Below are 26,297 nucleotides of genomic sequence, written 5' to 3'. Positions count from 1 at the left end.
CTATAAAACACGCGATTTTCGCACATACCTAATTAAGCAATCCGCAACGCCCATGTTCACTTTGCTGTTCGTCGCCTTCCTGCTGACCGATATTGCCGTGCGCCTGTGGCTGGCGTCGCGGCAGATCCGGCACGTCGCGCTCAACCGCGGCCAGGTGCCGTCCGAATTCTCCCACCGGATCGGGCTGGCGAGCCACCAACGAGCGGCCGACTATACCGTGGCGCGGGTCAAGCTCGGCATGCTGGAGCGCACCTATGACGCCATCCTGCTGGTGTGCCTGACCCTGATGGGCGGGCTGCAGTTCATCGACCTGATGGTAGGCCAGCTTACCAGCAACGACTTCCTGCGGCAGATGCTATTGCTGGTGTCCGTGGCGCTGCTGCTGGGCCTGCTGGGCCTGCCCTTCACCCTGTGGCGGCAGTTCAGGCTGGAGGCGCGCTTCGGCTTCAACCGCATGACGCCCCGGCTGTTCGTGGCCGACGCCGTGAAGGGCCTGGCGGTGGCCGCGGTGCTGGGCTTGCCGCTGGCCGCGGCGGTGCTCTGGCTGATGGGCAGCGCCGGCGCGTACTGGTGGGTCTGGGCCTGGGCGCTCTGGACGGTCTTCAACCTGGCGCTGCTGATCGTCTACCCGATGTTCATCGCCCCGCTCTTCAACAAATTCACCCCGTTGTCCGACCCGGAACTGGCCGGCCGCATCCAGCGCCTGGCGCAACGCTGCGGCTTCGCGCTGAACGGGCTGTTCGTGATGGACGGCTCGCGCCGCTCCGCCCACGGCAACGCCTATTTCACGGGCTTCGGACGCTCGCGCCGCATCGTGTTCTTCGACACGCTGCTGGCGCGCCTGAACGCCGACGAAATCGAGGCGGTGCTGGCGCACGAGCTGGGCCATTTCGCCAAGCGCCACATCATCAAGCGCATCGTGTTCAGCTTCGCCGCCGCCCTGGCCTTCTTCGCCATCCTGGGCTGGGTTTCCCAGCAGCCCTGGTTCTACGTGGGCCTGGGCGTGCTGCCGCAGCTCGGCGGACGCAACGACGCGATGGCGCTGCTGCTGTTCTTCCTGGTCATTCCGGTATTCACCTTCATGCTCACCCCCCTGGCCAGCTGGTACTCGCGCCGCGACGAATTCGAGGCCGATCGCTACGCGGCCGAGCAAAGCTCGCCGGAACGCCTGGTCTCCGCGCTGGTCAAACTCTACGACGACAACGCCGCCACCCTTACCCCCGACCCCGTGCATTCCGCCTTCTACGACAGCCATCCCCCCGCCGCCGTGCGCATCCGCCACCTGATGGCGGCTGCCGCATGAGCGGCCAGGTCCGCCCCAAGGGCGCCAACCAGAACGGGCAGCGCGCCAGCGCGGCCGCGGCCGCGGCCAACGAGGGCCGCATCATCGCCGCCCATGGCCGCCACTACACCGTGGAGTTGCCCGACGGCTCGCTGCGCAAATGTTTCCCGCGAGGCAAGAAGGCCGGCGCCGCGGTGGGCGATCGCGTGCGCATCACGCCGCAAGGCAAGGACGAAGGCGCGATCGACGCCATCCTGCCCCGGCGCAACCTGCTCTACCGCTCCGACGAAATGCGCTCCAAGCAGTTCGCGTCCAACGTGGACCAGCTGCTGATCGTGGTCGCCGTGCAGCCCACCTTCTCGGACGACCTCACCGGGCGCGCCCTGGCGGGCGCCTGGAGCGCCGGCATCGCGCCCATCATCATCCTGAACAAGACCGACCTGGCCGAGGAATTGCCGGCGGCGCGCGCGCGGCTGGCGCCCATCGTGGCGCTGGGCGTGGACGTCATCGAACTCAGCGCGCTGGAACCCGAGAAAGTGCATGCCGTGCTCGCGCCGCGCCTGGCCGGCCATACCAGCCTGCTGCTGGGTCAAAGCGGCATGGGCAAATCGACCCTGCTCAACGCGCTGGTGCCGGACGCCGCGGCGCCCACCCGCGAGCACTCCACCGCCCTGGACATGGGCAAGCACACCACGACCAGCACCCGGCTCTATCACCTGCCCGCCCCCGGCGGCGACCTGATCGATTCACCGGGCTTCCAGGCCTTCGGCCTGCAGCACCTGACCCGCGACGACATCATCCGCGGCTTTCCGGAATTCACCGGGCCCATCGAGCAGTGCCGCTTCTACAACTGCACCCACCGGCGCGAGCCGGGCTGCGGGGTGGTCGCCGCCTTGCAGGCGGGCGCCATCGATCCGGCGCGCTACGCCCTGTACGAACGCATACTCGAAGAAAACCTGGCGGGCCAGCAGCGCTATTGAGGCGGGGTCAGCGCGGCTCGAAGCCGTGGCGCAGCAGGTGGTAGAGGTTGCGCAGCATGCCGGCGGTGGCGCCCCAGATGAAATGCTTGCCGTAGGGCATGCCGTAATACTGGCGCACCCGCCCGTCGTCCAGCCTGGCTTCGTACAGCCGGTGGTTGGCCGGGTCCATCAGGAACGACAGCGGCACCTCGAACACCTCGGCCACCTCGAACGCGTCGGGCGCGAGGTCGAAGCCGGGGCGCACCAGCGACACCACGGGAATGATCGAGAAGCCCGTCGCCGTCAGGTACGGCGGCATGCTGCCCAGCACTTCCACGTAGCTTGCCGGCAGGCCGGTTTCTTCCTGGGCCTCGCGCAGGGCGGCGGCCTCGGGGGTGGAATCGCAGCGCTCGATGCGGCCGCCCGGAAAGCTGATCTGGCCCGCGTGGTCGTGCAGGTGGGCGGCGCGCTGCGTCAGCATGATGGAAACGCCGTTGTCGCGCGTGACCAGCGGAATCAGCACCGCGGCCGGAACCGGCGCGCCCTCGCGGCCCGGATAGCGCAGATCGGTGTCGCGCGACAGTTCCAGCGTCCAGGTGGACGGCTGGCTGAGCGTGCCCCGCAGCGAATCGGGAGTGAGCAGGCGGGGGGGCACGGCCGGCAACGCTTCGTTGGCCAGCACCCACGGTTGCGTCGCCGGATCGAAACCGGGACGCGCCAGCGGCCGTCGGGGCCGCGGGGAAGACGAGGAATCAGACATACGGCTTTTTGAAAAGAAAAAGGCACCCTCGCAGGTGCCTTTTTAACCCGGAAACCCGTGCCGGACGAAAACGCGGGAAGGCGTATGCGTCCGACACTGGCAGGGCCGTGTGCCGATAAGCGCTCAAGCCGCCGAGGCTTGCTTGCTGACCAGCTTTTCCTTGATACGCGCCGACTTGCCCGAGCGGTTGCGCAGGTAGTACAGCTTGGCGCGGCGCACGTCGCCGCGGCGCTTGACTTCGATGCCGGCGATTTGCGGCGAGTACAGCTGGAACGTACGTTCCACGGCTTCACCCGACGAAATCTTGCGCACGGTGAACGCGGAGTTCAGGCCGCGGTTGCGCTTGGCGATGACGACGCCTTCGAAGGCCTGCACGCGCTTGCGGGTGCCTTCAACGACGTTCACGCTCACGATGACGGTGTCACCGGGGGCAAATTCAGGCTTGGCCACACCGCCGGTCAGGCGGGCGATTTCTTCCTGTTCCAGGATAGCGATAAGGTTCATGAGAACTCCTAGATCATCGTGTCATTGCGGGTTGAAACTTTTGCCGTTCAATGTTGTTCACGCGTATCGCGTGTGCACCGCCGCCAAGCCCAAGGCCAGGCTCCGATGCATGTGCCGCAAGCAGAGGATGAGATTTGGCAAACCAATGATTCTACACCAAAAATCGTTCAGGGCCTCAGGTAACATGAGCCCATCCCGCCCCGGTTTGCGGTACTCTTCCGTTCTCTGTAACAAACACGTCATACGGCGCGGTTTCCCCTCATGTCGTACTCGTCCCTGATTTTGGTCGTCCTGGCGGCGATGGCCCACGCTACGTGGAACCTGCTCGCCAAACGCGCGGCCATGGTGGGCGCCCCGTTCGTCTTCGCCTATGGGCTGTGCGCCTCGGTGCTGTACGCGCCGTGGGTCGTCTGGGTGCTGATGCATGACGGCATGACGTGGACCTGGCCCGTGGTTGGCGCCATCCTGACTTCCAGCCTGTTGCATTTGGGCTACAGCCTGTGTCTGCAGCGCGGCTATCAGGTGGCCGACCTGTCGGTCGTCTACCCCATCGCCCGCGGCACCGGCCCCCTGCTCTCCACCACCGGCGCCTTCCTGCTGCTGCGCGAACCCGCCACCGGCACCGGCATCGCCGGCATGCTGTGCGTCGTGATCGGCGTGCTGCTCATCGCCACCCAGGGGCGGCTGGCCATCTTCAAGCAGGCGCAGGCCTGGATCGGCGTGCGCTGGGGCATGGTGATCGGCCTGTTCATCGCCGCCTATACCGTGGTGGATGCCTACGGCGTGAAAGTGCTGCTGATCAGCCCGGTGCTGTTCGACTGGTTCACCTGCGTCACCCGCACCGTCATGATGACACCCCATATGCTGCATCGCCGGGCCCAGGCCTGGGACGCCATGCGCGGGTACTGGCATCTGGCGCTGGCGGTCGGCTTGCTATCGCCGCTGGGATACATCCTGGTGCTGTACGCCTTGCGCAATGGCGCGCCGCTCAGCCTGGTCGCGCCCGCGCGCGAGATGTCCATGATGCTGGGCACCCTGGCAGGCATGTTCCTGCTGCGGGAAAAAGTGGGGCCGGGCCGCTTGGCCGGCTGCCTGTCCATCCTGGTGGGCGTGATTTTGCTGGGATCCAGCTGATTGCCTGAGACGGCCGCGCCATCAATCAGGTCACCGATCAGGTCATCAATCCGGCCGCCAATCAAACCATCAATCAGGCCACCAGTCCGGCCACCGAATAACCGCCGATCGGCGGAAAACCGCTCAGAAACCGGCAACCGCCCCCAGCCACATCAGGCCGGGGATGATGGCGCCCCAGGCCAGCACCATCGCCACGTCGATCAGCATCGCCTTGCGGGTGAGTTGCGCCGCCACGGGTTCGACCGTGGCATTGCCCAGGCCGAATTCGCGGGCGGCGGGCGTGGCGGGCAGGCTCGGCGACAGCGGAACTGCCGGGATGTCGGGGCGGACGGCCGGAGCCGGCATGGCCACGGGAACCGCGGCTTCGCCCAGCAGGCCGTCTTCGGGCGGAGCCGGCGGGAACGGCCAGCGAGCGGGCGTGGAGCCGGGGCGCGCGCGATGGCGGGGCGCGGTTCCGGCCGAAGACGCATTCCAGGGCAAGGCCAGCCCCGCCACCTTGGCGCACAAGGTGCGGGCGCGTTGCGCGCCGCGACGCAGCGGGTTCAGCGAGACGGCAAGTTCATCCGACAGGACGGAAATATCAGCGGTGTTCATAGGAACTCCTTGGAAAGACGATCCAGCGCCAGGACAAGACGCCCGGGCAACCCTCCGCGGCCACGGCCGGCGGTCAATCGAACAATGACAACTGGCCTGCGGCCATGGCGCGCAGCTGGCGCGCGCCGCGCCCCTGCGCGCCGCCGGCAGCGGGCGATACGCCATGAAATGGGACCCCTGAAGACGCTTGCGCGCCAACCGGGGATAGGAAATCGGAAGCCTCGCCCGCTGCGCCGGCGGGCCGCAGGAAGCGGCTGCAATCCAGGGCCAGGCGATGCCGGTTCAGGCCCAGCTTGCGCGTGGCCACGGCGAAGCGCTGGCGCAGCAGATCGGCCCAGACGCCGGTGCCGCGCATGCGCGAGCCGAAATTCGGATCGTTGCGGCGGCCGTTGCGCAGGTCTTCGACGCGATGCAGCACGCGCTGGGCGCGGTCGGGGAAATGAACGTTGAGCCAATCCTCGAACAGGGTCTTGACCTCCCACGGCAAGCGCAGGACGGTGTAGCTGGCGTAATGGGCGCCAGCCGCCTTGGACTCCTGGAGGATGTGCTCCATGGATTCGTCGTTGATGAACGGAATGACCGGCGCCACCAGCACGCCCACGGGCACGCCCGCGTCGGTCAGGCTGCGCACGGCCTCCAGGCGGCGCCAGGGCGCGGCGGCGCGCGGCTCCAGCGTGCGCGCCATGGCGGCGTCCAGCGTGGTGATGCTCATGTACACCACCACCAGCTTTTGCTCGGCCAGCGCGGCCAGCAGGTCCAGATCGCGGGCGACCAGGCCGTTCTTGGTCACGATGGTGAGCGGATGCCGGGTTTCCAGCATGAGTTCGAGCAGGCCCCGCGTCAGGCGCCATTCGCGCTCGATGGGCTGGTACGGATCGGTGGCCGATCCGATATTGATGGGCGAAGGCTTGTAACCCGGGCGGCTGAGTTCGGCGCGCAGGGCCTGGACCGCATTGGCCTTGGCCACCAGCCGCGTCTCGAAATCCAGCCCAGGGGAATACCCCAGGTAGGAATGCGTGGGCCGGGCGTAGCAATACACGCAGCCGTGCTCGCACCCCCGGTATGGGTTGACGGCGACGTCGAAGGGGATGTCGGGCGAATCGTTGCGCGACAGCATCTTGCGGGCTTCTTCCGCGGTGACCGTGGTCTTGGGCGCGGGAGGCGCATGGCGCGTGTCCGGCAGGATCGGGATGACCCGCGGCGCGTCGTCGGAAAGAGTATCGGGGACAGAGTCTACGAAGTCGGCCGGCAATCCGGAAGCGGACCAGCCATCATCGACCTGCACGCGGTCATCGCGCTGAAAGCGATGCCGAACATTAGTAACCGCACCCCGACCGCGCAAGGCGGCGGGGGCGGCAGCCGGGGACCCAGAACCGGCGGGAAAAGAATGATCGGTGCGTGCCATGAAAACTACTGTACAAAAACACAGTGGTTTTGACAAGCACCAAAATCCTTTTCGTAAGACAACCCCACTTTACCGCAAGACGCGGACGCCGTCCGGACAAATCGATTTCACCTGGCGATATCGCCTGGAAACCCGCGCCGATACTGGATTTAGCGTAAAAACAACAGCAAAAAAACGGCCGGAGAACTGTTGTTCTCCGGCCGCTTGCGAATTACCGCAGCATGCCCGCCGCGGCGGTCTGGTGCGTGGCCTCGTCGATCAGGATGAAGGCCCCGGTCGACGGCACGTCGGCATAACGATCGACCGCCAGCGCGTCGCGCGTCGTGAACATCACGCGTCCGATATCGTTCATGCGCAGCGTGCCTTCGGTGTTCTCCACTTCCTGCAGTTCATGGATGTCGCGATGCGAGAGCACCGCGCGGATCTTGGCCGAGGTCAGGCGCGTGCCGGATTTCAGCAGGTACTTGCGCGCCGGGTTCAGGGCCTGCGCATCGAGCCAGCAAAGCTCGGCCTCGAACTCGCGCGCGACCTGCGCGGGCGCCGAGGCGTGCACGATGACGTCGCCGCGCGATACGTCCACGTCGCGGTCCAGCACCAGCGTGATCGAGTCGCCGGCCACCGCCTCGGCCAGCGCGCGGTCGAAGGCCCGCACTTCGCGCACCACCGCCGTCACGCCGGAAGGCTGCACCGCGACTTCGTCGCCGGGGCGCAGCACGCCGCTGGCCACGCGCCCCGCATAGCCGCGGAAATCGTCCTTGCGATCGCCGTCGTGGCGCGCCACCCATTGCACCGGGAAGCGCAGCGGCGCCGCGCGCCCGTCGCTGGCGAGGTCCAGGGATTCCAGCAGGGCCAGCAACGGCTGTCCGTCGTACCACGGCGTCTGCGGCGAGAGGGTGACGACGTTGTCGCCATTCAACGCCGACAGCGGCAGCGCGTCGAAATGCGCGATGCCCAGTTTGTCCGCCAACGCCGCATAGGCATCGCGGATGCGCTCGAACACGCCGCGGTCCCAGTCCACCAGGTCCATCTTGTTGACCGCCACCACGATGTGGCGGATGCCCAGCAGGCGCGCGATGGTGCTGTGCCGCTTGGTCTGCGGCAGCAGCTTGCCGTCGGCGGCCCGCGTGGCGTCGATCAGGATGACGGCCACGTCGGCCGTCGACGCGCCCGTCACCATGTTGCGCGTGTACTGCTCATGGCCCGGCGCGTCGGCGATGATGAACTTGCGCGAAGGCGTGGAGAAGTAGCGGTAGGCCACGTCGATGGTGATGCCCTGCTCGCGCTCGGCTTCGAGCCCGTCGGTCAGCAGCGAGAAATCGATGCCGTCGCCCGCCACCCGCTTGTGCTTGGCGCGCGAGATCGCGTCGAGCTGGTCGGCGAACACGCCCTTGCTGTCGTACAGCAGGCGGCCGATCAGCGTGGACTTGCCGTCGTCCACGGAACCCGCGGTGATCAGGCGCAACACGCCGGTGTCGGCGCCGGAGAGAAAAGAATCGTTCAGTGCGTTCATGTGCGTCCCTTGCCGCCGGCGCGCGCCGGCGTCTTGTGCGATCAGAAATAGCCTTCCTTCTTGCGGCGCTCCATCGAGGCCTCGGAAGTCTGGTCGTCCATGCGCGTGGCGCCGCGCTCGGTAATGTCGGTCACCGCGGTCTCGGCGATGATGGCCAGCGTGTCGGCGGCGTCGGACGCCACCGGGCAGGTGCAGGAGATGTCGCCCACCGTGCGGAAGCGCACCGGCAGGCGTTCCACCTGCTCGCCCTCGCGCGGCGGCGTCAGCCGGGTGACGGGCACCAGCAGGCCCTTGCGGCGCACTACCTCGCGCTCGTGGCTGTAGTAGATCGAAGGCAGCGCCAGCCGCTCGCGCTGGATGTACTGCCAGACGTCCAGCTCGGTCCAGTTCGAGATCGGGAAGACGCGCATGTTCTCGCCGCGATGCACGCGGGTGTTGAACAGGCTCCACAGCTCGGGACGCTGGGCCTTGGGATCCCATTGGCCGAATTCGTCCCGGAACGAGAAGATGCGCTCCTTGGCGCGCGCCTTTTCCTCGTCGCGGCGCGCGCCGCCGATGCAGGCGTCGAAGCCGAATTCCTCGATCGCCTCCAGCAGCGTCACCGCCTGCGCGGCGTTGCGCGAATCGGTTTCGCGGCGCAGCACCACGCTGCCGCGCGCGATCGAATCCTCGACGCTGCGCACGATCAGGGTCTCGCCCAGTTCGGCGGCGCGCGCGTCGCGAAAGGCGATCACTTCCTCGAAATTGTGCCCGGTATCGATGTGCATCAGCGGGAAGGGAAAGCGGCCGGGGCGAAACGCCTTCTCGGCCAGGCGCAGCAGCACCACGGAATCCTTGCCGCCCGAAAACAGCAGGACGGGATTCTCGCTTTCCGCGGCGACCTCGCGCAGGATGAATATCGCTTCCGATTCCAGCCAATCCAGGTGGCTGCGTTGGATCACGGCAGACATGACTACTCCACTCAAATAGTTTTCGAATTCATGCGCGGCGTCATTCGGCGCGCGCCACGACGGGAATGACCCGGTTGCCCGCGTGCAGGCCGCATTCCTTGGAGTCCGAGGACTCCCACCACCAGCGCCCCGCCCGCAGGTCCTCGCCGGGACGGATGGCGCGCGTACAGGGTTCGCAGCCGATGGACGGATAGCCCTGGTCGTGCAAGGGGTTGTAGGGAATGTCCAGCGCGCGGATGACGGCCCAGACTTCTTCCTCGCTCCATTCGGCCAGCGGGTTGAACTTATGTAACCCGAAGGTCGCGTCGGCCTCTTCCAGCGGCAGCTCGCCGCGGGTCGTGGACTGCGCCCGCCGCTGGCCGGTGATCCAGGCGCCGCGCCCCGCCAGCGCGCGCTTGAGCGGCTCGACCTTGCGGATCTGGCAACAGGCGCGGCGCAAGTCCACGCTCTCGTAGAAAGCGTAGGCGCCATGCTCGGCGACGTGCCGTTCGACCGCCTCGGCATCCGGCCGGTACACGGTCACTTCGCGCCCGTAGCGCTCGCGCACGGCATCCAGCACGCCCAGCGTCTCGGCATGGAGGCGGCCCGTGTCCAGCGTGAAGACTTCCAGGTCCGAGCCGCCGGCGTACAGCGCGTGCGTCAGCACCATGTCCTCCGCGGCCAGCGAGGACGCCAGCGCGGCATCGGGATAGCGCCGCCGGATGTCGGCCAGGCGCAGGTTCAGGTCCCGCCAGCGGACTGCCAGGCCGGCGTCGAGTTCAGGGGAAAGATCGGTCGTCGTCATGCTTGCACCGCGAAGATGCGCGCCCGCCGCGGGCGTGCCAGGAGGATTTCACCGTCGCGCAGGTTCAGTTCCCGGTACAGCGTTTCGGGCACCTCGGCCTCCAGGAGCGAGGCCGAGTCCTCCCGGGTCAGTTCCAGGTAGGCGCTGGGGCCGGCCAGGTAGGCGTGCGCCAGACGGACGGGAATGCCGTCGGCGCCGGCGCGATAGCGTTCGATGTCGAATTCATGCGGCCGCACGTAGGCGGTGGCGCGCTGGCTCTCGGCCTGCGCCAGCTCGGGCGCGGGCAGCGACAGGCCCGCGCCGCTCCAGACGCCGCGCGTGGCCACGCCCTGCAACTGGTTCACGTCGCCCAGGAAGCCGTACACGAACGGCGTGGCCGGCCCCTCCCAGACTTCGCGGGGCGTGCCCACCTGCTCGATGCGGCCGGCGTTCATCAGCACCACCCGGTCGGACACCTCCAGGGCTTCTTCCTGGTCGTGGGTCACGAACACGCTGGCCACGTGCAGTTCGTCGTGCAGCCGGCGCAGCCAGCGCCGCAATTCCTTGCGCACCTTCGCGTCCAGCGCGCCGAACGGCTCGTCCAGCAACAGCACCCGGGGCTCCACGGCCAGGGCGCGGGCCAGCGCGATGCGCTGGCGCTGGCCGCCGGACAGCTGCGCCGGGTAGCGGTCCGCCAGCCAGTCCAGCTGCACCAGGCCCAGCAGGTCGTGCACCTTGCGCCGGATCTGGTCCTCGGACGGACGCTGCGAACGATGCTTGACGCGCAGGCCGAAGGCCACGTTCTCGAACACCGTCATGTGCTTGAAGAGCGCGTAGTGCTGGAACACGAAACCCACCTGGCGCTGGCGCACGTCCACCGCGGTGGCGTCCTCGCCCGCGAACAGCACGCTGCCGGTATCGGCCGATTCCAGGCCCGCGATGATGCGCAGCAAGGTCGTCTTGCCGCAGCCCGAGGGCCCCAGCAGCGCCACCAGTTCGCCCGTCTCGATATGCAGCGAAACGTCGTTGAGCGCGCGGAAATCGCCGAAGCGCTTGGACAGGTTGCGGACTTCGATACTCATGCTTGTCTCCGTCTGTTGCGGGCGCCTCAGGCGACGGCCGGCTTGATGGCGGCCGCCTGGCCGGGATGCTCGACCGGCTGGTCGGCGGTTTGCTGCAGGCGCGCGTTGCGCCACTCGACGACGTTCTTGGCCACCAGCGTTACCAGCGCCAGCAAGGCCAGCAACGAGGCCACCGCGAAAGCGGCCGAATACTGGTATTCGTTGTAGAGAATCTCGACATGCAGGGTCATGGTGTTCGTCAGCCCGCGGATCTGCCCGGACACCACCGACACCGCGCCGAATTCGCCCATGGCGCGCGCATTGCACAGGATGGCGCCGTACAGCAGCCCCCACTTGATGTTGGGCAGCGTCACGCGCCAGAAGATCTGCCAGCCGCTGGCGCCCAGCGTCAGCGCGGCCTGCTCCTCTTCGCTGCCCTGCGCCTGCATCAGCGGGATCAGCTCGCGCGCGACGAAGGGAAAGGTCACGAACAGCGAGGCCAGCACGATGCCGGGCACCGCGTAGACGATCTTGATGTCGTGCTCCTGGAGCCAGCCGCCGAACCAGCCCTGCGAGCCGAACAGCAGCACGAACACCAGGCCGGCCACCACCGGCGACACCGAGAACGGCAGGTCGATCAGCGTGATCAGGAACTGCTTGCCGCGGAACTGGAACTTGGTGATGGCCCACGCGGCGGCAACCCCGAATACCAGGTTCAGCGGCAGCGCGATGGCCGCCACCAGCAGCGTGAGCCGGATCGCGGCCAGCGCGTCGGGCTCGACGATGGCGGCCACGTAGAGCTGCCAGCCTTTCTTGAAGGCCTCGGCGAACACCGCCGCCAGCGGCACCAGCAGGAACAGCGCCAGGAAGGCCAGCGCGACAGTAAGCAGCACGCCGCGCACCCAGCGCGGCTCGGTCAGGTGGGCGGGACGATCCTGCGCGCTCATGCGAGCCTCCCGAGATTGCGGCGCGACTGCCAGCCCTGCAGCAGATTGATGACCAGCAGCAGCGCGAACGACAGCAGCAGCATCACCGTGGCGATGGCGGCGGCGCCGGCATAATCGAATTCTTCCAGCTTGGCGATGATCAGCAGCGGCGTGATCTCCGACACCATGGGCATGTTGCCGGCGATGAACACCACCGAGCCGTACTCGCCCACCGCGCGCGCGAACGCCAGCGCGAAGCCCGTCATCAAGGCCGGCAGAATGATGGGCAGGAGCACGCGGCGGATGGTCTGCCAGCGGTTGGCGCCCAGGCTGGCGGCCGCCTCTTCGATCTCCCGCTCCACGTCTTCCAGCACCGGCTGCACCGTGCGCACCACGAAGGGCACGCCGATGAAGATCAGGGCGATCACGATGCCCAGCGGCGTGAACGCCACTTTCCAGCCGAACCATTCGGCCAGGGGCGCGCCCAGCCATCCCTTCTCGGAATACAGCGCCGTCAGCGCGATGCCGGCGACCGCGGTGGGCAGCGCGAACGGCAGGTCCACCAGCGCGTCCAGGATCTTCTTGCCCGGGAAGCGATAGCGCACCAGCACCCAGGCGACGACGGTGCCGAAGACCAGGTTCACCAGCGCCGCCGCCAGCGAGGCGCCGAAGGTAAGCCGGTACGACGCCACGACCCGCGGCGAGGCCACCGTGTCCCAGAAGCCCTGCCAGCCCAGCCCCGCGCTCTTGATGGGCAAGGCCGCCAGCGGGATGAGCACGAGCACGCTCAGGTACAGCACCGCGTAGCCCATGGAGATGCCGAAGCCGGGCAGCACGCCGGGGCCGTTGCGGCGAAAGGCAAAAGGCGCTTGCGCGCCCGTTGCAGCGGGATTCGAGGCTGTCGTCATGGCCGTCGTCCGATCGTCAAAGCGTTCACTTCTTCTGCGGCAGGTAGATCTGGTCGAACGTGCCGCCGTCGCTGAAGTGGTCCTTCTGCGCCTTGCGCCAGCCGCCGAAGATCTTGTCGTCGATGGTCACGAGCTTGACCTTCGGGAACTTGCTCTCGTAGCGGGCGGCCACGGTCTTGTCGATAGGCCGGTAGTAGTTCTTGGCGATGATTTCCTGGGCCGCCGGCGTATAGAGGAATTCCAGATAAGCTTGCGCGGCCGCGCGGGTGCCCTTCTTGTCCACGACCTTGTCGACCACGGCGACCGGCGGTTCGGCCAGGATGGACAGCGACGGCACCACGATGTCGAACTTGTCCGGGCCCAGTTCCTCAAGCGCCAGGAAGGCTTCGTTTTCCCAGGCCAGCAGGACGTCGCCCACGCCGCGTTCCACGAACGTGGTGGTGGCGCCGCGCGCGCCGGTATCCAGCACCGGAACGTGGCGCAGCAGGTCGCCCACGAAGGCGCGGGCCTTGTCCTCGCTGCCGCCGTTCTTCTCCAGCGCATAGGCCCAGGCGGCCAGGTAGTTCCAGCGCGCGCCGCCCGAGGTCTTCGGATTCGGCGTGATGACCTGCACCCCGTCCTTGACCAGGTCGTCCCAGTCCTTGATCTGCTTGGGGTTGCCCTTGCGCACCAGGAACACGATGGTCGAGGTGTAGGGCGAGCTGTTCTGCGGCAGGCGGGCCTGCCAGTCGGCGGGCAGCAGCCCGCGGTCGGCGATGGCGTCGATGTCGTAGGCCAGCGCCAGGGTCACCACGTCGGCTTCCAGCCCGTCGATGACGGAGCGCGCCTGGCGGCCCGAACCGCCGTGCGACTGGCGGATGGTCAGGTCCACGTTCGCCTTTTCCTTGTATTGCTTCACGAAGGCATCGTCGATGGCCCGATACAGTTCGCGCGTGGGGTCGTACGAAACGTTCAGCAGCGTCTGCTTCTGCTGGGCCTGCGCGGGCGCGATCGCGGCCAAAGACATCGTCACGGCGGCCAAGGCGGCCAACCAACCGGCTTTCCTGAAAGACATCCCTGCTCCCTGTATATGGCAATGTGGAAGCAAGTTTGCGGGCAGCCCGATCTGAACGGAACGAATCATTTTTTGATTGCTCATCGCTCTCAGGCATATAGGACAGCTGTCCCAGCAATGGGAACGAGCCTGCCCGCGCCGCCCATGAAAAAGCGCCGCCTTCCCATGGGGAAAGGCGGCGCTTTCGGTTGCCTGCGGGGCCTTGCCCCGCGGCTGCCGGATTTACTTGTTCGGCTGGGGCGTCACGCGCAGGTAGGGGCGCACGGCCTTGTAGCCCTTGGGGAATTTCTGCTTGATCACGGCCTCGTCCTGCAAGGACGGGACGATGATCACGTCATCGCCGTCTTCCCAGTTGACCGGCGTGGCCACGCTGTGGCTGTCGGTCAATTGCAGCGAATCGATGACGCGCAGGATCTCGTTGAAATTGCGCCCGGTGCTGGCCGGATACGTAATGGTCAGGCGCACTTTCTTGTTGGGGTCGATGATGAACACCGAACGCACGGTGAGCGTCGCGTTGGCGTTCGGGTGGATCATGTCGTACAGCTCGGATACCTTGCGGTCCTTGTCGGCCAGGATCGGGAAATTGACCGTGGTGGACTGCGTATCGTTGATGTCGTCGATCCAGCGGGTGTGCGAATCGGCGTCGTCCACCGACAGGGCCAGCACCTTCACGTTGCGCTTGGCGAATTCATCGGCCAGCTTGGCCGTATAGCCGAGTTCGGTGGTGCAGACCGGCGTGAAATCGGCCGGATGGGAAAACAGGACGCCCCAGCTATTACCCAGATACTCATGGAAGCGGATCGGCCCGACCGAGGATTCCTGTTCGAAATCGGGGGCGGTGTCGCCCAGGCGTAGTTGACTCATGGTGTCTCCTAGTTGCGGATTCAGGTGGGGACCGCGTCGCCCGGCGGGGCGGCGCAGGAAATCGTTCCAGGGCGGAAATCACCGCCTGGAATCGATTCTTCCATCAAACCGTTAGCCGGGGAAATACGCAAGACATATAACCTTATGCAATATTCAAGCTGGCGCCGCAGGCATCCGCCACCACCCCGGAACGGACCGCCGCCGACAGGGCCAGCGCGCGCGGCAGGATGTGCGCGGCATAGAACAGGCCGGTGGCGATTTTCTGGGCATGGAAGGGGTCGGTGGACCCGGCGGCCAGTTCGCGACGGCAGGCCAGCACCGCGCGGGCCATCTGCCAGCCGCCATGCACGACGCCGGCCAGCATCAGATAGGGAACGCTGCTGGAATAGGCCGCCCGGACGTTGGTTGCGGATTGCTCCAGGATGAAGGCGACGCCCGCCTCGTACGCCTGGATCGCGCCGTCGAGATTGTCGCGCAGCAGGCGCAGCCCGTCGCGCTCGTCGGCCGCCGCGGCCGAGGCCTCGGCTTCGACCGCCCGCAGCGTCTCGCGCATCGCCGCGATGGCGGCATGCGCGGTGGCCCCGCCGTCGCGCTGCGTCTTGCGTCCGACCAGATCGTTGGCCTGGATCGCGGTCGTGCCCTCATAGATGGGCAGGATGCGCGCGTCGCGGTAGAACTGGGCCGCGCCGGTCTCTTCGATGAATCCCATGCCGCCGTGCACCTGCAGGCCCAGCGACGCGACCTCGACCGCATTCTCGGTGGAAAAGCCCTTGACGATGGGCACCAGGTATTCGTAGAAGGCCCGGTTGCGCGCGCGCTGTTCCGGATCCGGATGGTGCGTGCCCTTGTCGTGCGCAGCGGCGGCCACGTAGGAAACGGCGCGGGCCGCCTCGGTCAACGCCTTCATCGTCATCAGCATGCGCTGCACGTCCGGATGGCGCACGATGGCCACGGGGCCCGCCGAGCCTTCCACGGCCCGGCCCTGCACGCGGTCGCGCGCGTAGGCCAGGGCGTGCTGGTAGGCGCGCTCCGACACGCCGATGCCCTGCTGCCCCACCGAGTAGCGCGCGGCGTTCATCATGATGAACATGTATTCCAGGCCGCGGTTCGCTTCGCCGACCAGGTAGCCGATGGCGCCCTCGCCCACCTCGCCCTTGCCCGAGCCGTAGAGCAGCACCGCGGTGGGGCTGCCGTGGATGCCCAGCTTGTGCTCCAGGGATGCGCACCAGACGTCGTTGCGCTTGCCCGGGCTGCCGTCGGCCTCCACCAGGAACTTGGGCACGATGAACAGCGAGATGCCCTTCACCCCGGCAGGCGCGTCCGGGGTCCGCGCGAGCACCAGGTGGATGATGTTCTCGGCCAGGTCATGTTCGCCGTAGGTGATGAAGATCTTCTGGCCGGTCAGCCGGTAGCTGCCGTCGTCCTGCTTCACCGCCCGCGTCGCCACCTGGGCCAGGTCCGAGCCCGCCTGCGGCTCGGTCAGGTTCATCGTGCCCGTCCATTTGCCGCCGATCAGGTTGGGCACGTACTGCTTGCGCTGCGCGTCCGAGCCCACGGTCAGGATGGCTTCGATCACGCCGTCGGTCAGCATGGGGCACAGCGAGAACGCCAGGCTGGCCGCCTGGATGTTCTCGCCCGGCGCCGCCGCCACCAGCTTGGGCAGCCCCTGCCCGCCCCAGGCCGCGGGATGCTGCAGGCCCTGCCAGCCGCCCGCCGCGTAGTCCTTGAAACCCTGCGCATAGCCCGGCGTGGTCGTGACCTGGCCGTCTTTCCAGACCGGCGGATGCGTGTCGCCCGGCACATTCAGCGGCGCGACGGCCTGCTCGACGAAGCGGCCGTTTTCTTCCAGGATGGCATCCACCAGGTCGGGCGTCACCTCTTCAAAACCGGGCAGCTTCAGGACGTCGTCGAGTCCGGCCAGTTCCTTCAAGGCGAAGCGGAAATCCTGCAATGGGGTTGCGTAGGGCATGGTGTCTCCGTCAATTGGCAGTATCTAGGCTTTCTTTGGCCAATCTTAAACCCTTGCCTCCCTCTTTGCGGGCGAAGGCGCCGAACGCCTCCAGCGACGCGGATGGCGTCACTTCCTCGTAGCCGGCCGCCATGCCCTGTTGCACGTCGTTGAGCGCCAGTACCTCGTTGCTGGCCTTGAACAGCGTGTCCAGCACCTCCGGCGGCGTGCCCTTGGGCGCGAAGACGCCCCACCAGTTGGAAAGGTCGTAGCCGGGCACGGTCTGCGAAATGGGCGGATACGGCAACAAGCGGGAGGGCTGGCCGGACGTGACCGCCAGCGCCACCACCTTGCCGGTATCGATGACCGCCTTGGCGGAAGGCGCCGTCGCAAACGAAATATCGGTATCGCCGGCCGCCACGGATTGCGCTGCCGCGGCGCCTCCCTTGAACGGAATGTGCATCAGCTTCACGCCGGCGAGCGTCATGAATTCGACCGCGGCCAAATGGGTGATGACGCCGTTGCCGGATGACGCCACATTGATGGTTCCGGGCTTGCGCTTCGCCCGATCGATCAGGTCCTGCACGCTTTTCAGCCCCAGCTTCGCATTCGCGATCAGGACCATCGGACCCGTGGTGAGCTGCGCCACCGGCACGAAATTGTCGGGCGTGTAGTCCACCTTGTACAGCGCGCTGTCGCTGCCCATGACGCTGGAATTGCCCAGGTACAGCGTATAGCCGTCGGCGGCGGCGCGCGCCGCGAGGCTGGCGCCGATCGTCGAACCGGCGCCCGGCCGGTTTTCGACCACGACCGGCTGCTTGAGCTGCCTGGCCAGCGCATTCGCGTAGACGCGGCCCACCTGGTCCGCGCCCCCGCCCGGCGGAAATCCGATCACCAGCGTCAGGGGCTTGGACGGATACGGCGCGGCGGCGTGCGCGCCCTCGGGCACGGCGGACAATGAGGCAACGGCGGCGAACAGCGCGCCGCATGCGGCAATAGCGGATTTCATCGAAGTCTCCTTTAATGGGTTCGGAGCCGCTTGTGGCGCGGCTCTCCGTTCATGCGCCGGCCGCGTCAGCGGCCGGTGAAATTCGGCGCTCGCTTCTCCTTCCAGGCCCGCGCGCCTTCGGCCAGATCCTCGGACTGCTCGGATTGCAGTACCGCCCGTTCGATGCCGGCATGGTCGACCTCTCCCCGAGCGATGCGGTTGAGGTGCGCTTTCACGCCGAACAGGGGTATCGGCGCCATTGCCACGATCTGCGCGCTCAACGCGTCCACCCGATCCTGCAGGCGGTCCTCCGCCACCAGTTCGGTCAGGAAGCCGATGCGCAGCATCTCCTCGGCCTGAATGCGTTCCGCGGTCAGGAACAGGCGCTTGGCCTGGGCCAGCCCCAGCCGGGTCACGTAGCGCGACATGCCGCCCGCGTAGAAATGCAGCCCGAGGCGCGTGGCCGGCATGAACATGTCGGCCTGCGGCGTGCCGATGCGGAAATCGCAGGCCAGGCACAGATCGGTGCCTCCGCCATAGGCGCCCCCCTGGACCGCCGCGATCGTCACCGGCCTCGCCGCCTCGATCAGGTCCATGGTCTGGCCGAAATAGAGCGAGCTAGGCGCGCTCTCGGACGCCAGGGACGAAATGTCGTAGCCGCTGCAAAAGTACTTGCCTTCGGACTGGATGCGCAGCACGCGCACGGCGTCGTTCGCGTTCACCGCGTCCAGATGCTCCCGGATTGCGTCCAGGTCCTGCGGACCAAGCCGGTTGGCCTGGCCGGGCCTGCGCAGGCGGAGGGTCGCGATGTGTCCGTCGACGGACAGGCTGGGCGTATCGGAAGCGCCGGTCATGCCGCCTCCCCCGCCTGATGCGCCACGCCGTCGGCCAGCAGGCGATCGATCTCGGCGCCCGCCAGTCCGTAGCGCGCGAAAACTTCGCGCGTGTGCTGGCCGAACACCGGCGGCGCGCGATGGCTGGCCGTGTCCGTGCCGTTCAAGCCCAGCGGCAGGCCCACCTGCCGCAGATCGCCCAGCACCGGATGCGTCAACGTCCGCACCAGCCCGCAGGCCTGCACCTGGGGATCGGCGAATACGTCCTCCAGGGTGTTGATGGGCCCCGCGGGAATGCCGCCGTCGATCATCAGCGCGGTCCATTCCATGCGAGTCTTGCGCTTCAGGCCCTGCTCCAGCTCCAACTTCAATTCATAGCGGTGCTGCATGCGCTCCGCATTCGTCAGGAACCGCTCGTCGGCCGCCAGGTGGGAGAGCCCGAGTATGCCGCAAAGCTTGACCCACATCGCCTGAGTGGCCGGCGCCAGGTTGAGCGGCCCGTCGGCGGTTTCGAACGTGCCATATGGGGCGATGACGGGATGCACATTGCCGCAAGGCTCGGGCACCTCGTTCTTGCTGAGATAGCGCTGGCCCTGCACGCTGAGCAACGCCATCAGGCCGGCCAGCAGCGAGGTTTCCACATGCTGCCCGCGTCCGGTGGCGGCGCGCTGCGCGACCGCGGACAGGATGCCGATGACCAGCCACATCCCCGCCGTCAGGTCGCCGATGGCGACCCCCACGCGAGTCGGCCCGGACTCCTGGGTGCCCGTCAGGCTCATGAAGCCGGAATAGCCCTGCGCAACCTGGTCGAAGCCCGCCCAGTCGCGGGCCGGCCCCTTGCTGCCGAAGCCGGAAATCGACGCCAGGATCAGGCCGGGGTGTTCCTCCGCCAGCGAGGCGTACCCCAGCCCCATCGCTTCCATCGTGCCCACCTTGAAGTTCTCGACCACGATGTCGGATGCCAGCGCCATCCTGCGCAGCAATGCCAGCCCTTCCGGCTTGCGGAAGTCGACGCCGATGCCTTGCTTGCTGCGATTGGCGCTAAGATAATAAACGCTTATATCATCATCGAACGGCCCCCACTGCCGCGCCATCTCGCCGGCCGGCATGGGTTCCACCTTGACGACCTCGGCCCCCAGGTCCCCAAGAATCATTGTGCAGAAAGGCCCGGAAAGCGCGCGCGTCAAATCCAGCACCTTCAGCCCGGCCAATGGCAGACTCATTTCGTCGTCCTCCTCCGATACGAAACCCATTCTAGGCAGCGCCTCGGAGGGGTAGAAAATACTATTTTCCGATCCTTCAATAAGATTTTCTTATTCCATGAATCTGCGTCAGCTCAAATACTTCGTGCGCGTGGTGGAAATGCAGAACATGACCCGCGCCGCGGAAAGCCTGCACGTGGCCCAGCCCGCGCTCAGCCAGCAGATGTCCCTGCTGGAGGAGAACCTGGGGGTGGCGCTGCTGGTGCGCGGCGCCAAGGGCGTGCAACCCACGGCGGAGGGCCTGCTGCTGTACCGTCATGCGCAAACCATTCTGCGTCAGGTCGACAGCACCCGCAGCCTGCTGTCCAGGACGGCGGACCAGGTCACCGGCACGGTATCGATCGGGCTGGCGTCGAGCACCGCCCGCATGCTGGCGTTGCCGCTCATGCGCCGCGCCAAGGCGGAGCTGCCCTCGGTGGTGCTGGAAATCGTCGACGTGCCCAGCGCGGACCTGACCAAACTGGTCCTGCAAGGGCGCATCGATTTTTCCCTCTCTCCGGACCAGCAACCCATGCAGGGCCTGCAGCGCACGCAGCTCCTGCGGGAAAGCCTGTTCCTGCTGGCTCACGCCAGCGTCGCACTGCCGCGCCGCACCCTGGGCATCGCGGATTTCGCCGCGCTGCCGCTGGTCCTGCCCAGCCTGCCCAATACCTTGCGCGCGCGCCTGGACCATGCCTTTCTGACCGCCGGCCTGACGTGCAATCTGTTTGCCGAGGCCAGCACCTCGGCGATCCTGATCCCCGCCGTGCGCAGCGCGATGGCCGCCACGATCCTGCCGTGTTCCGCGGCGCAGCCCGAGATCGCGGAGGGATCGATTGTGGCGCACGCGCTCGACGACGCCCTGTCGCGCGAGCTAGTGCTGTGCGCCAGCGAGAGCCTGCCGCAGTCGATGGCGGTGAGCCAGGTCATCGCAATGTGCAAGGACGAAATAAAACGCCTGATCAACGATCAGGCGTGGCAGGGATGCACGCTGCTGGAGCCGAGCCGGCGCTAGCCCAGGTGATGGGCCAGCGACACGATGATCGGCCCCAGCACCGGCAGCAGCACGTTGGCGATGGCATACGTGACGGTGTAGCCCAGCAGCGGCACCGCGCTGCCGCTGGATGCCAGGATGGCGCTGATGGCGGGCGTGCTGACGTGCTGGCCCGCGATCGCCCCCACCAGCAGCGGGCCTTCGATCTTCAGGATCTTGTGGCCCACCCAGAGCGACAGGCAGGCCGGCCCCAGCGACACCAGCAGGCCGATCACCGGCAGCACCGCGCCGTGCTCGCGGATCAGCGACACGGCTTCCGGGCCCGCCGACAGGCCCACGCAGGCCACGAAGATCGCCAGCCCCAGGTCCTTGAGCAGTTGGACCGCATGGTCGGGGATGTGCCCGAGCGCGGGCCGCTTGGCGTTGATCCAGCCGCAGACCAGGCCGCTGACGAGCGCCCCGCCTCCGCTGCCCAACGACACCGGGATGCCCCACAGCCGCGCGCTGAGGCTGCCGATCAGAAGGCCGACCAGGATGCCGAAGGCCAGGAACACCAGGTCCGTCACGCCGCTGCGCCGCAGCTCGTTGCCGAGCGCCGCGCCGGCTTCCGACAATTCCGGCTCGGCGCCCACCAGCGTGACCAGGTCGCCGTACTGCACGACGGTGGATGGCGTGATCGGCAGCGAATGGCCCGAGCGCACGATGGATTGCAGGAAGACGCCGCGCGCGCGCTGGGCGCGCGGCCGCCTGGCCAGCTCGGCAACGGTGTGCCCGTTGACGGCCTTCTTGTTGACGATGACCGCGAGCTCGCTCAGTTGCAGGTCGTCGGCGTGCGCCTCGGGCAGCTGGATCTCGGGTCCGATCAGCGGACCGGCGCGCAGCGCGAAGCGCCGCATCCCCAGCACCACCACGATGTCGCCCATGGCCAGCACGTCGTCGGGCGAGGCGTCCACCGCCTCCCCGTTGCGCAGGATGCGGCTGATGGCGGTGCGCCCCCCGAGGCGGGACTCCACCTCGGCCACGGTCAGGCCGTCGGCGTCCTTCACCACGTGCGAGCGGCCGACCAGCCGCGGCAGCGTGGGCATGTTGGCCTCTTCGCTTTCGCCCGCGGTCACGCCCAGCTTTTCCTCCAGGGCCTTGGAGGCGTCGCGCAGGTTGATGCGCAGCAGCGCCGGCGCGATCTGGCTGGTGAAGAACACGATGCTGATCAGGCCGACCAGATAGGTCAGCGTATAAGCCGTGGCGATGTTGGCTTCCATGCGCTGGACGTCGGCGTCGGCCAGCCCCAAGTGTTTGAGCGCCTCGGCGGCCGTGCCCACCACGGCCGACTCGGTGGCCGCGCCCGCGGCCAGCCCGGCTGCCGTGCCGGCGTCCAGCCCGAACAGCGGCACCGCCGCCAGCACGATCGTCAGCACCAGCAAGGCTTCGATGATGGGCAGCACGATGAATCGCAGGCTTGAGCGGTTCAGGTTGGCGAAGAACTGCGGCCCGCCCGAGTACCCCATCGCGAAAATGAACAGGGCGAACGCGACTTCCTTCAGGTCGCCGCGGATCTGGCATCCGGTCTGGCCGATCAGCAGGGCGATGATGAGCGTTCCGCACACCCCGCCCAGCTGGATCGGCCCGACCTTGAGCTTGCCGATCAGGTATCCCAACCCCACCGTCACGAACAGCACTGCGATGGGGACGCTATTGAAAAACCCGATGCTGCAAGTCATGTCGTCATGTCGCCCTGGGGTTTGCTACTTGGCGGCGCCTTTCTTGGCGGACTTGGCTGCCGTGTCCGCCTTCTTCACCGCCTGCTTGACCGCCTTCCGGGCCACGGTGGCGCCGGCCTTCTTGGCGCCGGTCGCGCGCTTGGCCGCCGAGACCTTCACCTTCTGGCCCTTGCCCGCGGTCGGGCCCGAGCGCACCAGCGCGGAAGCCTTCCAGGCGTCGACGTACTCGGTCGCCGCTTCGACCATGTACTTGCCGATCTTGGCGTAATCGCCATCGTCCAGGTTGGCCAGCGAAATCCGGATCGACCACGGCGGGCCGCCGAAGCCGCCCCCGTCCATCAGCACCACGCCGGACTTCTCGGCCAGGCGGAACAGGAAGTCGACCGGTTCGTAGTTGCTGACCATGTACTTGACGAAGGCGTCGCCGTACATCACCTTGGCCCAGACCATGAAGTCCAGTTCCACGTAGTACCAGCCGCGCATCGGATCTTCCGGCGGCATGGGGATGCCCAGGCCCTGCCACAAGGAGTCGCGTCTGCGGCGCACGATCTCCATCGTCAGGTGCTTGTAGGCGTCCTTCAGATCCAGCAGGTGGGACAGCGCGAAGAAGCCCATCTGGACCTGCTGCGGCAGGGACAGGCCCGCGGTATGGTTCAAGGCCACGTTGCGGCTGTCGGCCACCATGCGGTCGATGAACTTGATCTTCCTGGGCTCCATCGTCAGGGCCCCGTAGCGCTTGTCCAGGCGCTTCTTCCACGATTCGGGCAGCTCGGCGATGCGGCGATCCATCGTGTTCGTCTCGTGGGTCGCGATCACGCCCAGGCGCCAGCCCGTGCAGCCGAAGTTCTTCGAGAACGAGTACACGCAGATCGTGTTGTGCGGCACTTCGGCCATCAGCGAGCGGAAGTTCGGCACGAAAGTGCCGTACACGTCGTCGGTCACCAGCACCAGGTTCGGATTCTTGCGGATCAGGCGCACGATCTGCTTCATCTCGACCGGGCTGAACGCCACCGACGGCGGGTTGCTCGGGTTGACCGTGACCGCCAGCTTGATCTTGGGATTCTCCAGCTTGGCGATTTCCGACGCCGGGTAGTGCCAGTCGTGCGTGCCGTCGGCCCGCATGCTGTTGGCATTGATGGCGACGATCTTGAAATTGAAGCGCTCAAGGTGCGCGATTTCGATGTAGGGCGTGAACGTCGGCAGGAACAGTGCGATGGTGTCGCCCTGCTTCAGCAGGCCGTTCTGCAGCAGCGAATCGAAGATGTAGCACATGGCGGCCGTGCCGCCCTCGACCGGGAACAGGTCGAACTTGCCCTTGGGCGGACGGCCGTCGCACATTTCCTTGACCAGGTAGTCGTGCACCACCTGCTCGATATGCACCAGCGCCCGCGGCGGCACCGGATAGTGGTCGCCGATGATGCTGTCGGTCAGTTCGTGGATCCACTCGTCCGGATCGAAGCCCTTGATCTTCACGCCGTATTCCAGCACGCCCGCCAGGAAGGAGTGGCCGTCCTGGCCCTTGTGCTTGGAGAGGAATTTGCGCAGCCGGTCCGCGCATCCCTTCTTGGCAGGCATGCCCGCCAGGATGACCTCGTCGCGCACCCGGCGCGCTTCCTTCATCGCGAACTGGCCCAGCAGGAAGAAGGCGTCGCGCGGCTCGGTGGCGATCCAGTTCGGATTGCCGCGGCCCGCGTTCAGCATGGTCGCCGCCGCCGCCTGCTGGCTGTCCTTGGCCAAAGTGATGAGATAGTCCTTCAACTCGAAGGGCGACAGCTGTTCGAGGTCGCGCTGGTGCGATCGGGTCGTTTTCAAGGCCGAAGCCAGGCTGACGGTGAGAGGCGTGGTGGAAGCCATGGTTCAGTACTCCTGGTTTGCGTTGTGACAGGCGCTAGTTGGGGCGCGCGAGCGGGTCCGCCCGCCGCCCTTCTTGTGCTGCCCGCGGGCCGGACGGCCCGCGGCGGACCCGCTAAGTCATGAGCATGACGATGACGATCCCCCAGATGATGAGCAGGGTATTGCCGATCGCATAGGGCACTGTGTAGCCAAGCGCGGGCACCTGGCTTTTCGCCGTTTCGGTGATCTGGCCGATGGCGGCCGTCGTGGTCCGGGCGCCCGCGCAGACGCCCAGCGCGATGGCGGGGTGGAACTTGAACACGTAGCGGGCGATGTACACGCCCAGGATCATGGGCACGCTGGTGGCGATCACCCCCGCGACGAAGAGCTTCGCGCCCAGTTGCTGGAAGCCCTCGACGAAGCCCGGCCCGGACGAAATCCCGACCACCGCCACGAAGGCCGTCAGCCCGACCGAGGTGAGGAACCAGTGCACCGGCTCCGGCACGCGCCCGAAGGTCGGATGCACGGAACGCAGGTAGCCGAAGATCAGGCCGGCGATCAGCGAACCGCCGGAAGTCGACAGCGTGATGGGGATGCCGCCCACGGTCAGCACCAGCGAACCGAACAGGCCGCCCAGCAGGATGCCGAAGCCCACGAACACCATGTCGGTCTGGTCGGTGGCGCGGTCCACGTAGCCGACCTTGCCGACCACCCGCTCCACGTCGCGCTTGGCGCCCAGCAGGAACAGCCGGTCGCCGCGATCGAGTTTCAGGCCCCAGTTGACCGGCATTTCGTGGCCGCCACGCACGACCTTGCGCAGGAAGACCCCGCGGCCCAGTTCGCGCACGGTTTCGCTCTCGGCGATTTCCTGGACCGTCTTGCCGGCCAGGTTCTTGTTGGTCAGCACCACCTCGACGATCTCGGCCGGCAGATTGATCACGTCGCGGTCCTCGACCTCGCCGCCGATGATGCCGGGCGCCTGCAGGACCAGGGCGTCATGCCTGCCGGTCACGCCGAGCACGTCGCCGGCCTGCAGCACGGTCTTCGAATCGCTGTCGAGGATCTGATCGCCGCGACGGATGCGCTCGACGAAGACGCGGGCCTCGACGAAGCGCGATTCCAGTTCGCTCACCGTCTTGCCCACGAATTCCGGACGATCGAGCTTGTAGGCGCGGGCCGTGAACTTGCGATAGCCCGAGAGCTCCATGGAGTCGGCGCCGCCGGACATTTTGGCCTCGTACTCCTTGCACTCCTTCACGATGTCCACGCGCATCAGCTTGGGGCCGAGCGAGGCCAGGATCCAGGCGCTGCCCACGGTGCCGAAGATGTAGCAGACCGCGTAGGCCACGGGGATGCTGTCGATCCACTGCTTCTTGGTTGCCGCGTCGACGTTCAGGCCGTTGATCGTGTCGGTGGCCACGCCCATCACCGCGGAGATGGTCTGCGCTCCGGACAGCAGGCCCGCGCCGGTGCCGGCGTCAAAGCCGAAGGCGACCGCGGTGCCCCATGTGACCAGCAGGCAAAGTACGCAAATGATGACCGCGAAAATGACCTGGGGAAGGCCATCGCTTTTCATGCCGCGGAAAAATTGAGGCCCGACGCCATAGCCGAGCCCAAAAAGAAAAAGCAGGAAGAAGACCTGCTTGACGATCGGTGCGATCGTTATATTCAGCTGCCCTACCAGCACACCAACCAGCAATGTGCCGGTGACTGCGCCCAGATTGAACCCGAATATTTTCTTGGCGCCTATCCAATATCCCAGGCCCAAAGTGAGGAATATCGCAAGTTCCGGATACTTTCGCAGAGTGTCAAAGAACCAATCCATCCCGAATCTCCTTCGTTCTGTACAGGTCAAGCACTTGCGCGAATCGAGCTGCGCGCCGAATACATTATCAGAACCTTTCGATAATTCAAAAGATTTATGACTAGGAAATCAATGAGCCGCGCGCGCTTGTCTCCAAAAACGGAAAAGCCCGCCAGCGCGGACGCTGGCGGGCTTTCGGCAATGCAGGCCGCTAGGGCTTACAGTGCGTTGGTCAGTTCGGGCACGACCTGGAACAGATCGCCC

General features: G+C 66.7%; 23 protein-coding genes. 4 read left to right on the top strand and 19 right to left on the bottom strand.

Annotation, left to right across the window (positions count from 1 at the left end; all coding sequences use genetic code 11):
• Positions 1-52 precede the first annotated feature (52 nt).
• Both ADE01S_RS21865 and rsgA read left to right on the top strand, forming a co-directional pair.
• Entirely contained in the window at positions 53-1,303 is a 1,251-nt protein-coding gene (locus tag ADE01S_RS21865; protein ID WP_062683860.1) for a M48 family metallopeptidase, read from the top strand.
• Positions 1,300-2,262 carry a ribosome small subunit-dependent GTPase A gene (gene rsgA, locus ADE01S_RS21860; protein WP_062683859.1) on the top strand — a complete coding sequence of 321 codons (963 nt, stop codon included), beginning with the start codon at positions 1,300-1,302 and terminating at the stop codon, positions 2,260-2,262. The genes ADE01S_RS21865 and rsgA overlap by 4 nt, the downstream gene beginning before the upstream one ends.
• 7 nt (positions 2,263-2,269) lie before the next feature.
• On the opposite strand, the gene ADE01S_RS21855 is transcribed toward rsgA, so the two are convergent.
• Both ADE01S_RS21855 and rplS read right to left on the bottom strand, forming a co-directional pair.
• Positions 2,270-3,001, bottom strand: coding sequence for a CoA pyrophosphatase (locus ADE01S_RS21855; RefSeq protein WP_062683858.1), 732 nt, complete (start codon positions 2,999-3,001; stop codon positions 2,270-2,272).
• A gap of 123 nt (positions 3,002-3,124) precedes the next feature.
• Positions 3,125-3,505, bottom strand: a complete 381-nt coding sequence (gene rplS / locus ADE01S_RS21850) for a 50S ribosomal protein L19 (RefSeq protein ID WP_043543023.1) — start codon at positions 3,503-3,505, stop codon at positions 3,125-3,127.
• Positions 3,506-3,766: 261 nt separating this feature from the next.
• Between rplS and ADE01S_RS21845 the strand changes: the two genes are divergently transcribed.
• Positions 3,767-4,639: an EamA family transporter gene (locus ADE01S_RS21845; RefSeq protein ID WP_062683857.1), complete on the top strand. Its 873-nt coding sequence runs from the start codon at positions 3,767-3,769 to the stop codon at positions 4,637-4,639.
• Between the two features lie 123 nt (positions 4,640-4,762).
• On the opposite strand, the gene ADE01S_RS21840 is transcribed toward ADE01S_RS21845, so the two are convergent.
• From ADE01S_RS21840 to ADE01S_RS21775, 14 genes are all read right to left on the bottom strand, one after another.
• A complete protein-coding gene (locus ADE01S_RS21840; protein ID WP_062683856.1) occupies positions 4,763-5,233 on the bottom strand; it encodes a hypothetical protein in 471 nt (156 codons plus the stop codon).
• Between the two features lie 73 nt (positions 5,234-5,306).
• Complete coding sequence (locus ADE01S_RS21835; RefSeq protein WP_062683855.1) at positions 5,307-6,638, bottom strand: PA0069 family radical SAM protein; 1,332 nt, start codon at positions 6,636-6,638, stop codon at positions 5,307-5,309.
• Between the two features lie 211 nt (positions 6,639-6,849).
• On the bottom strand, positions 6,850-8,148 hold the full coding sequence (locus tag ADE01S_RS21830) for a sulfate adenylyltransferase subunit 1 (RefSeq protein WP_062683854.1): 1,299 nt from the start codon (positions 8,146-8,148) through the stop codon (positions 6,850-6,852).
• Between the two features lie 41 nt (positions 8,149-8,189).
• Positions 8,190-9,098, bottom strand: coding sequence for a sulfate adenylyltransferase subunit CysD (cysD, locus tag ADE01S_RS21825; RefSeq protein WP_062683853.1), 909 nt, complete (start codon positions 9,096-9,098; stop codon positions 8,190-8,192).
• 40 nt (positions 9,099-9,138) lie between these two features.
• Positions 9,139-9,882 carry a phosphoadenylyl-sulfate reductase gene (locus ADE01S_RS21820; protein WP_062683852.1) on the bottom strand — a complete coding sequence of 248 codons (744 nt, stop codon included), beginning with the start codon at positions 9,880-9,882 and terminating at the stop codon, positions 9,139-9,141.
• Positions 9,879-10,943, bottom strand: a complete 1,065-nt coding sequence (locus tag ADE01S_RS21815; protein WP_062683851.1) for a sulfate/molybdate ABC transporter ATP-binding protein — start codon at positions 10,941-10,943, stop codon at positions 9,879-9,881. Before ADE01S_RS21815 ends, ADE01S_RS21820 begins: the two co-directional genes overlap by 4 nt.
• A 26-nt stretch (positions 10,944-10,969) precedes the next feature.
• Complete coding sequence (gene cysW, locus ADE01S_RS21810; protein ID WP_062683850.1) at positions 10,970-11,869, bottom strand: sulfate ABC transporter permease subunit CysW; 900 nt, start codon at positions 11,867-11,869, stop codon at positions 10,970-10,972.
• Positions 11,866-12,756, bottom strand: a complete 891-nt coding sequence (gene cysT, locus ADE01S_RS21805) for a sulfate ABC transporter permease subunit CysT (protein WP_062683849.1) — start codon at positions 12,754-12,756, stop codon at positions 11,866-11,868. The genes cysW and cysT overlap by 4 nt, the downstream gene beginning before the upstream one ends.
• Before the next feature lie 25 nt (positions 12,757-12,781).
• Positions 12,782-13,810, bottom strand: coding sequence for a sulfate ABC transporter substrate-binding protein (locus ADE01S_RS21800; RefSeq protein WP_062683848.1), 1,029 nt, complete (start codon positions 13,808-13,810; stop codon positions 12,782-12,784).
• Between the two features lie 222 nt (positions 13,811-14,032).
• A complete protein-coding gene (locus ADE01S_RS21795; RefSeq protein ID WP_062683847.1) occupies positions 14,033-14,674 on the bottom strand; it encodes a peroxiredoxin in 642 nt (213 codons plus the stop codon).
• Between the two features lie 142 nt (positions 14,675-14,816).
• Positions 14,817-16,643 carry an acyl-CoA dehydrogenase gene (locus ADE01S_RS21790; RefSeq protein WP_062683846.1) on the bottom strand — a complete coding sequence of 609 codons (1,827 nt, stop codon included), beginning with the start codon at positions 16,641-16,643 and terminating at the stop codon, positions 14,817-14,819.
• A 10-nt stretch (positions 16,644-16,653) separates the two neighbouring features.
• Positions 16,654-17,631 carry a tripartite tricarboxylate transporter substrate-binding protein gene (locus tag ADE01S_RS21785; RefSeq protein WP_062683845.1) on the bottom strand — a complete coding sequence of 326 codons (978 nt, stop codon included), beginning with the start codon at positions 17,629-17,631 and terminating at the stop codon, positions 16,654-16,656.
• A 65-nt stretch (positions 17,632-17,696) separates the two neighbouring features.
• Entirely contained in the window at positions 17,697-18,464 is a 768-nt protein-coding gene (locus ADE01S_RS21780) for an enoyl-CoA hydratase/isomerase family protein (protein ID WP_062683844.1), read from the bottom strand.
• The gene (locus tag ADE01S_RS21775) at positions 18,461-19,666 is read right to left on the bottom strand and encodes a CaiB/BaiF CoA transferase family protein (protein WP_062683905.1); all 1,206 of its coding nucleotides are present in this window, start codon (positions 19,664-19,666) and stop codon (positions 18,461-18,463) included. The genes ADE01S_RS21780 and ADE01S_RS21775 overlap by 4 nt, the downstream gene beginning before the upstream one ends.
• A gap of 97 nt (positions 19,667-19,763) precedes the next feature.
• Here ADE01S_RS21775 and ADE01S_RS21770 point away from each other — a divergent pair, with 97 nt between their 5' ends.
• Entirely contained in the window at positions 19,764-20,699 is a 936-nt protein-coding gene (locus ADE01S_RS21770) for a LysR substrate-binding domain-containing protein (protein ID WP_062683843.1), read from the top strand.
• Here the strand turns inward: ADE01S_RS21770 and aspT (ADE01S_RS21765) are convergent.
• From aspT (ADE01S_RS21765) to aspT (ADE01S_RS21755), 3 genes are all read right to left on the bottom strand, one after another.
• Positions 20,696-22,396, bottom strand: coding sequence for an aspartate-alanine antiporter (gene aspT, locus ADE01S_RS21765; RefSeq protein WP_062683842.1), 1,701 nt, complete (start codon positions 22,394-22,396; stop codon positions 20,696-20,698). The two genes, ADE01S_RS21770 and aspT (ADE01S_RS21765), sit on opposite strands and share 4 nt — an antisense overlap.
• A 24-nt stretch (positions 22,397-22,420) precedes the next feature.
• Entirely contained in the window at positions 22,421-24,250 is a 1,830-nt protein-coding gene (locus tag ADE01S_RS21760; protein WP_062683841.1) for a bifunctional aspartate transaminase/aspartate 4-decarboxylase, read from the bottom strand.
• Positions 24,251-24,362: 112 nt separating this feature from the next.
• Positions 24,363-26,054: an aspartate-alanine antiporter gene (gene aspT / locus ADE01S_RS21755; RefSeq protein ID WP_062683840.1), complete on the bottom strand. Its 1,692-nt coding sequence runs from the start codon at positions 26,052-26,054 to the stop codon at positions 24,363-24,365.
• Positions 26,055-26,297: the final 243 nt, after the last annotated feature.

It is taken from the genome of Achromobacter denitrificans NBRC 15125, assembly GCF_001571365.1.
Lineage (GTDB): Bacteria > Pseudomonadota > Gammaproteobacteria > Burkholderiales > Burkholderiaceae_B > Achromobacter > Achromobacter denitrificans.
This window is presented reverse-complemented; position numbering and strand designations above follow the sequence as displayed.

Excerpts from the sequence above, each read along its gene's own strand:
- ADE01S_RS21865 (WP_062683860.1), top strand. The coding sequence starts at position 53 with ATGTTCACTTTGCTGTTCGTCGCCTTCCTGCTGACCGATATTGCCGTG.
- rsgA (WP_062683859.1), top strand. The coding sequence starts at position 1,300 with ATGAGCGGCCAGGTCCGCCCCAAGGGCGCCAACCAGAACGGGCAGCGC.
- ADE01S_RS21855 (WP_062683858.1), bottom strand. The coding sequence starts at position 3,001 with ATGTCTGATTCCTCGTCTTCCCCGCGGCCCCGACGGCCGCTGGCGCGT.
- rplS (WP_043543023.1), bottom strand. The coding sequence starts at position 3,505 with ATGAACCTTATCGCTATCCTGGAACAGGAAGAAATCGCCCGCCTGACC.
- ADE01S_RS21845 (WP_062683857.1), top strand. The coding sequence starts at position 3,767 with ATGTCGTACTCGTCCCTGATTTTGGTCGTCCTGGCGGCGATGGCCCAC.
- ADE01S_RS21840 (WP_062683856.1), bottom strand. The coding sequence starts at position 5,233 with ATGAACACCGCTGATATTTCCGTCCTGTCGGATGAACTTGCCGTCTCG.
- ADE01S_RS21835 (WP_062683855.1), bottom strand. The coding sequence starts at position 6,638 with ATGGCACGCACCGATCATTCTTTTCCCGCCGGTTCTGGGTCCCCGGCT.
- ADE01S_RS21830 (WP_062683854.1), bottom strand. The coding sequence starts at position 8,148 with ATGAACGCACTGAACGATTCTTTTCTCTCCGGCGCCGACACCGGCGTG.
- cysD (WP_062683853.1), bottom strand. The coding sequence starts at position 9,098 with ATGTCTGCCGTGATCCAACGCAGCCACCTGGATTGGCTGGAATCGGAA.
- ADE01S_RS21820 (WP_062683852.1), bottom strand. The coding sequence starts at position 9,882 with ATGACGACGACCGATCTTTCCCCTGAACTCGACGCCGGCCTGGCAGTC.
- ADE01S_RS21815 (WP_062683851.1), bottom strand. The coding sequence starts at position 10,943 with ATGAGTATCGAAGTCCGCAACCTGTCCAAGCGCTTCGGCGATTTCCGC.
- cysW (WP_062683850.1), bottom strand. The coding sequence starts at position 11,869 with ATGAGCGCGCAGGATCGTCCCGCCCACCTGACCGAGCCGCGCTGGGTG.
- cysT (WP_062683849.1), bottom strand. The coding sequence starts at position 12,756 with ATGACGACAGCCTCGAATCCCGCTGCAACGGGCGCGCAAGCGCCTTTT.
- ADE01S_RS21800 (WP_062683848.1), bottom strand. The coding sequence starts at position 13,810 with ATGTCTTTCAGGAAAGCCGGTTGGTTGGCCGCCTTGGCCGCCGTGACG.
- ADE01S_RS21795 (WP_062683847.1), bottom strand. The coding sequence starts at position 14,674 with ATGAGTCAACTACGCCTGGGCGACACCGCCCCCGATTTCGAACAGGAA.
- ADE01S_RS21790 (WP_062683846.1), bottom strand. The coding sequence starts at position 16,643 with ATGCCCTACGCAACCCCATTGCAGGATTTCCGCTTCGCCTTGAAGGAA.
- ADE01S_RS21785 (WP_062683845.1), bottom strand. The coding sequence starts at position 17,631 with ATGAAATCCGCTATTGCCGCATGCGGCGCGCTGTTCGCCGCCGTTGCC.
- ADE01S_RS21780 (WP_062683844.1), bottom strand. The coding sequence starts at position 18,464 with ATGACCGGCGCTTCCGATACGCCCAGCCTGTCCGTCGACGGACACATC.
- ADE01S_RS21775 (WP_062683905.1), bottom strand. The coding sequence starts at position 19,666 with ATGAGTCTGCCATTGGCCGGGCTGAAGGTGCTGGATTTGACGCGCGCG.
- ADE01S_RS21770 (WP_062683843.1), top strand. The coding sequence starts at position 19,764 with ATGAATCTGCGTCAGCTCAAATACTTCGTGCGCGTGGTGGAAATGCAG.
- aspT (WP_062683842.1), bottom strand. The coding sequence starts at position 22,396 with ATGACTTGCAGCATCGGGTTTTTCAATAGCGTCCCCATCGCAGTGCTG.
- ADE01S_RS21760 (WP_062683841.1), bottom strand. The coding sequence starts at position 24,250 with ATGGCTTCCACCACGCCTCTCACCGTCAGCCTGGCTTCGGCCTTGAAA.
- aspT (WP_062683840.1), bottom strand. The coding sequence starts at position 26,054 with ATGGATTGGTTCTTTGACACTCTGCGAAAGTATCCGGAACTTGCGATA.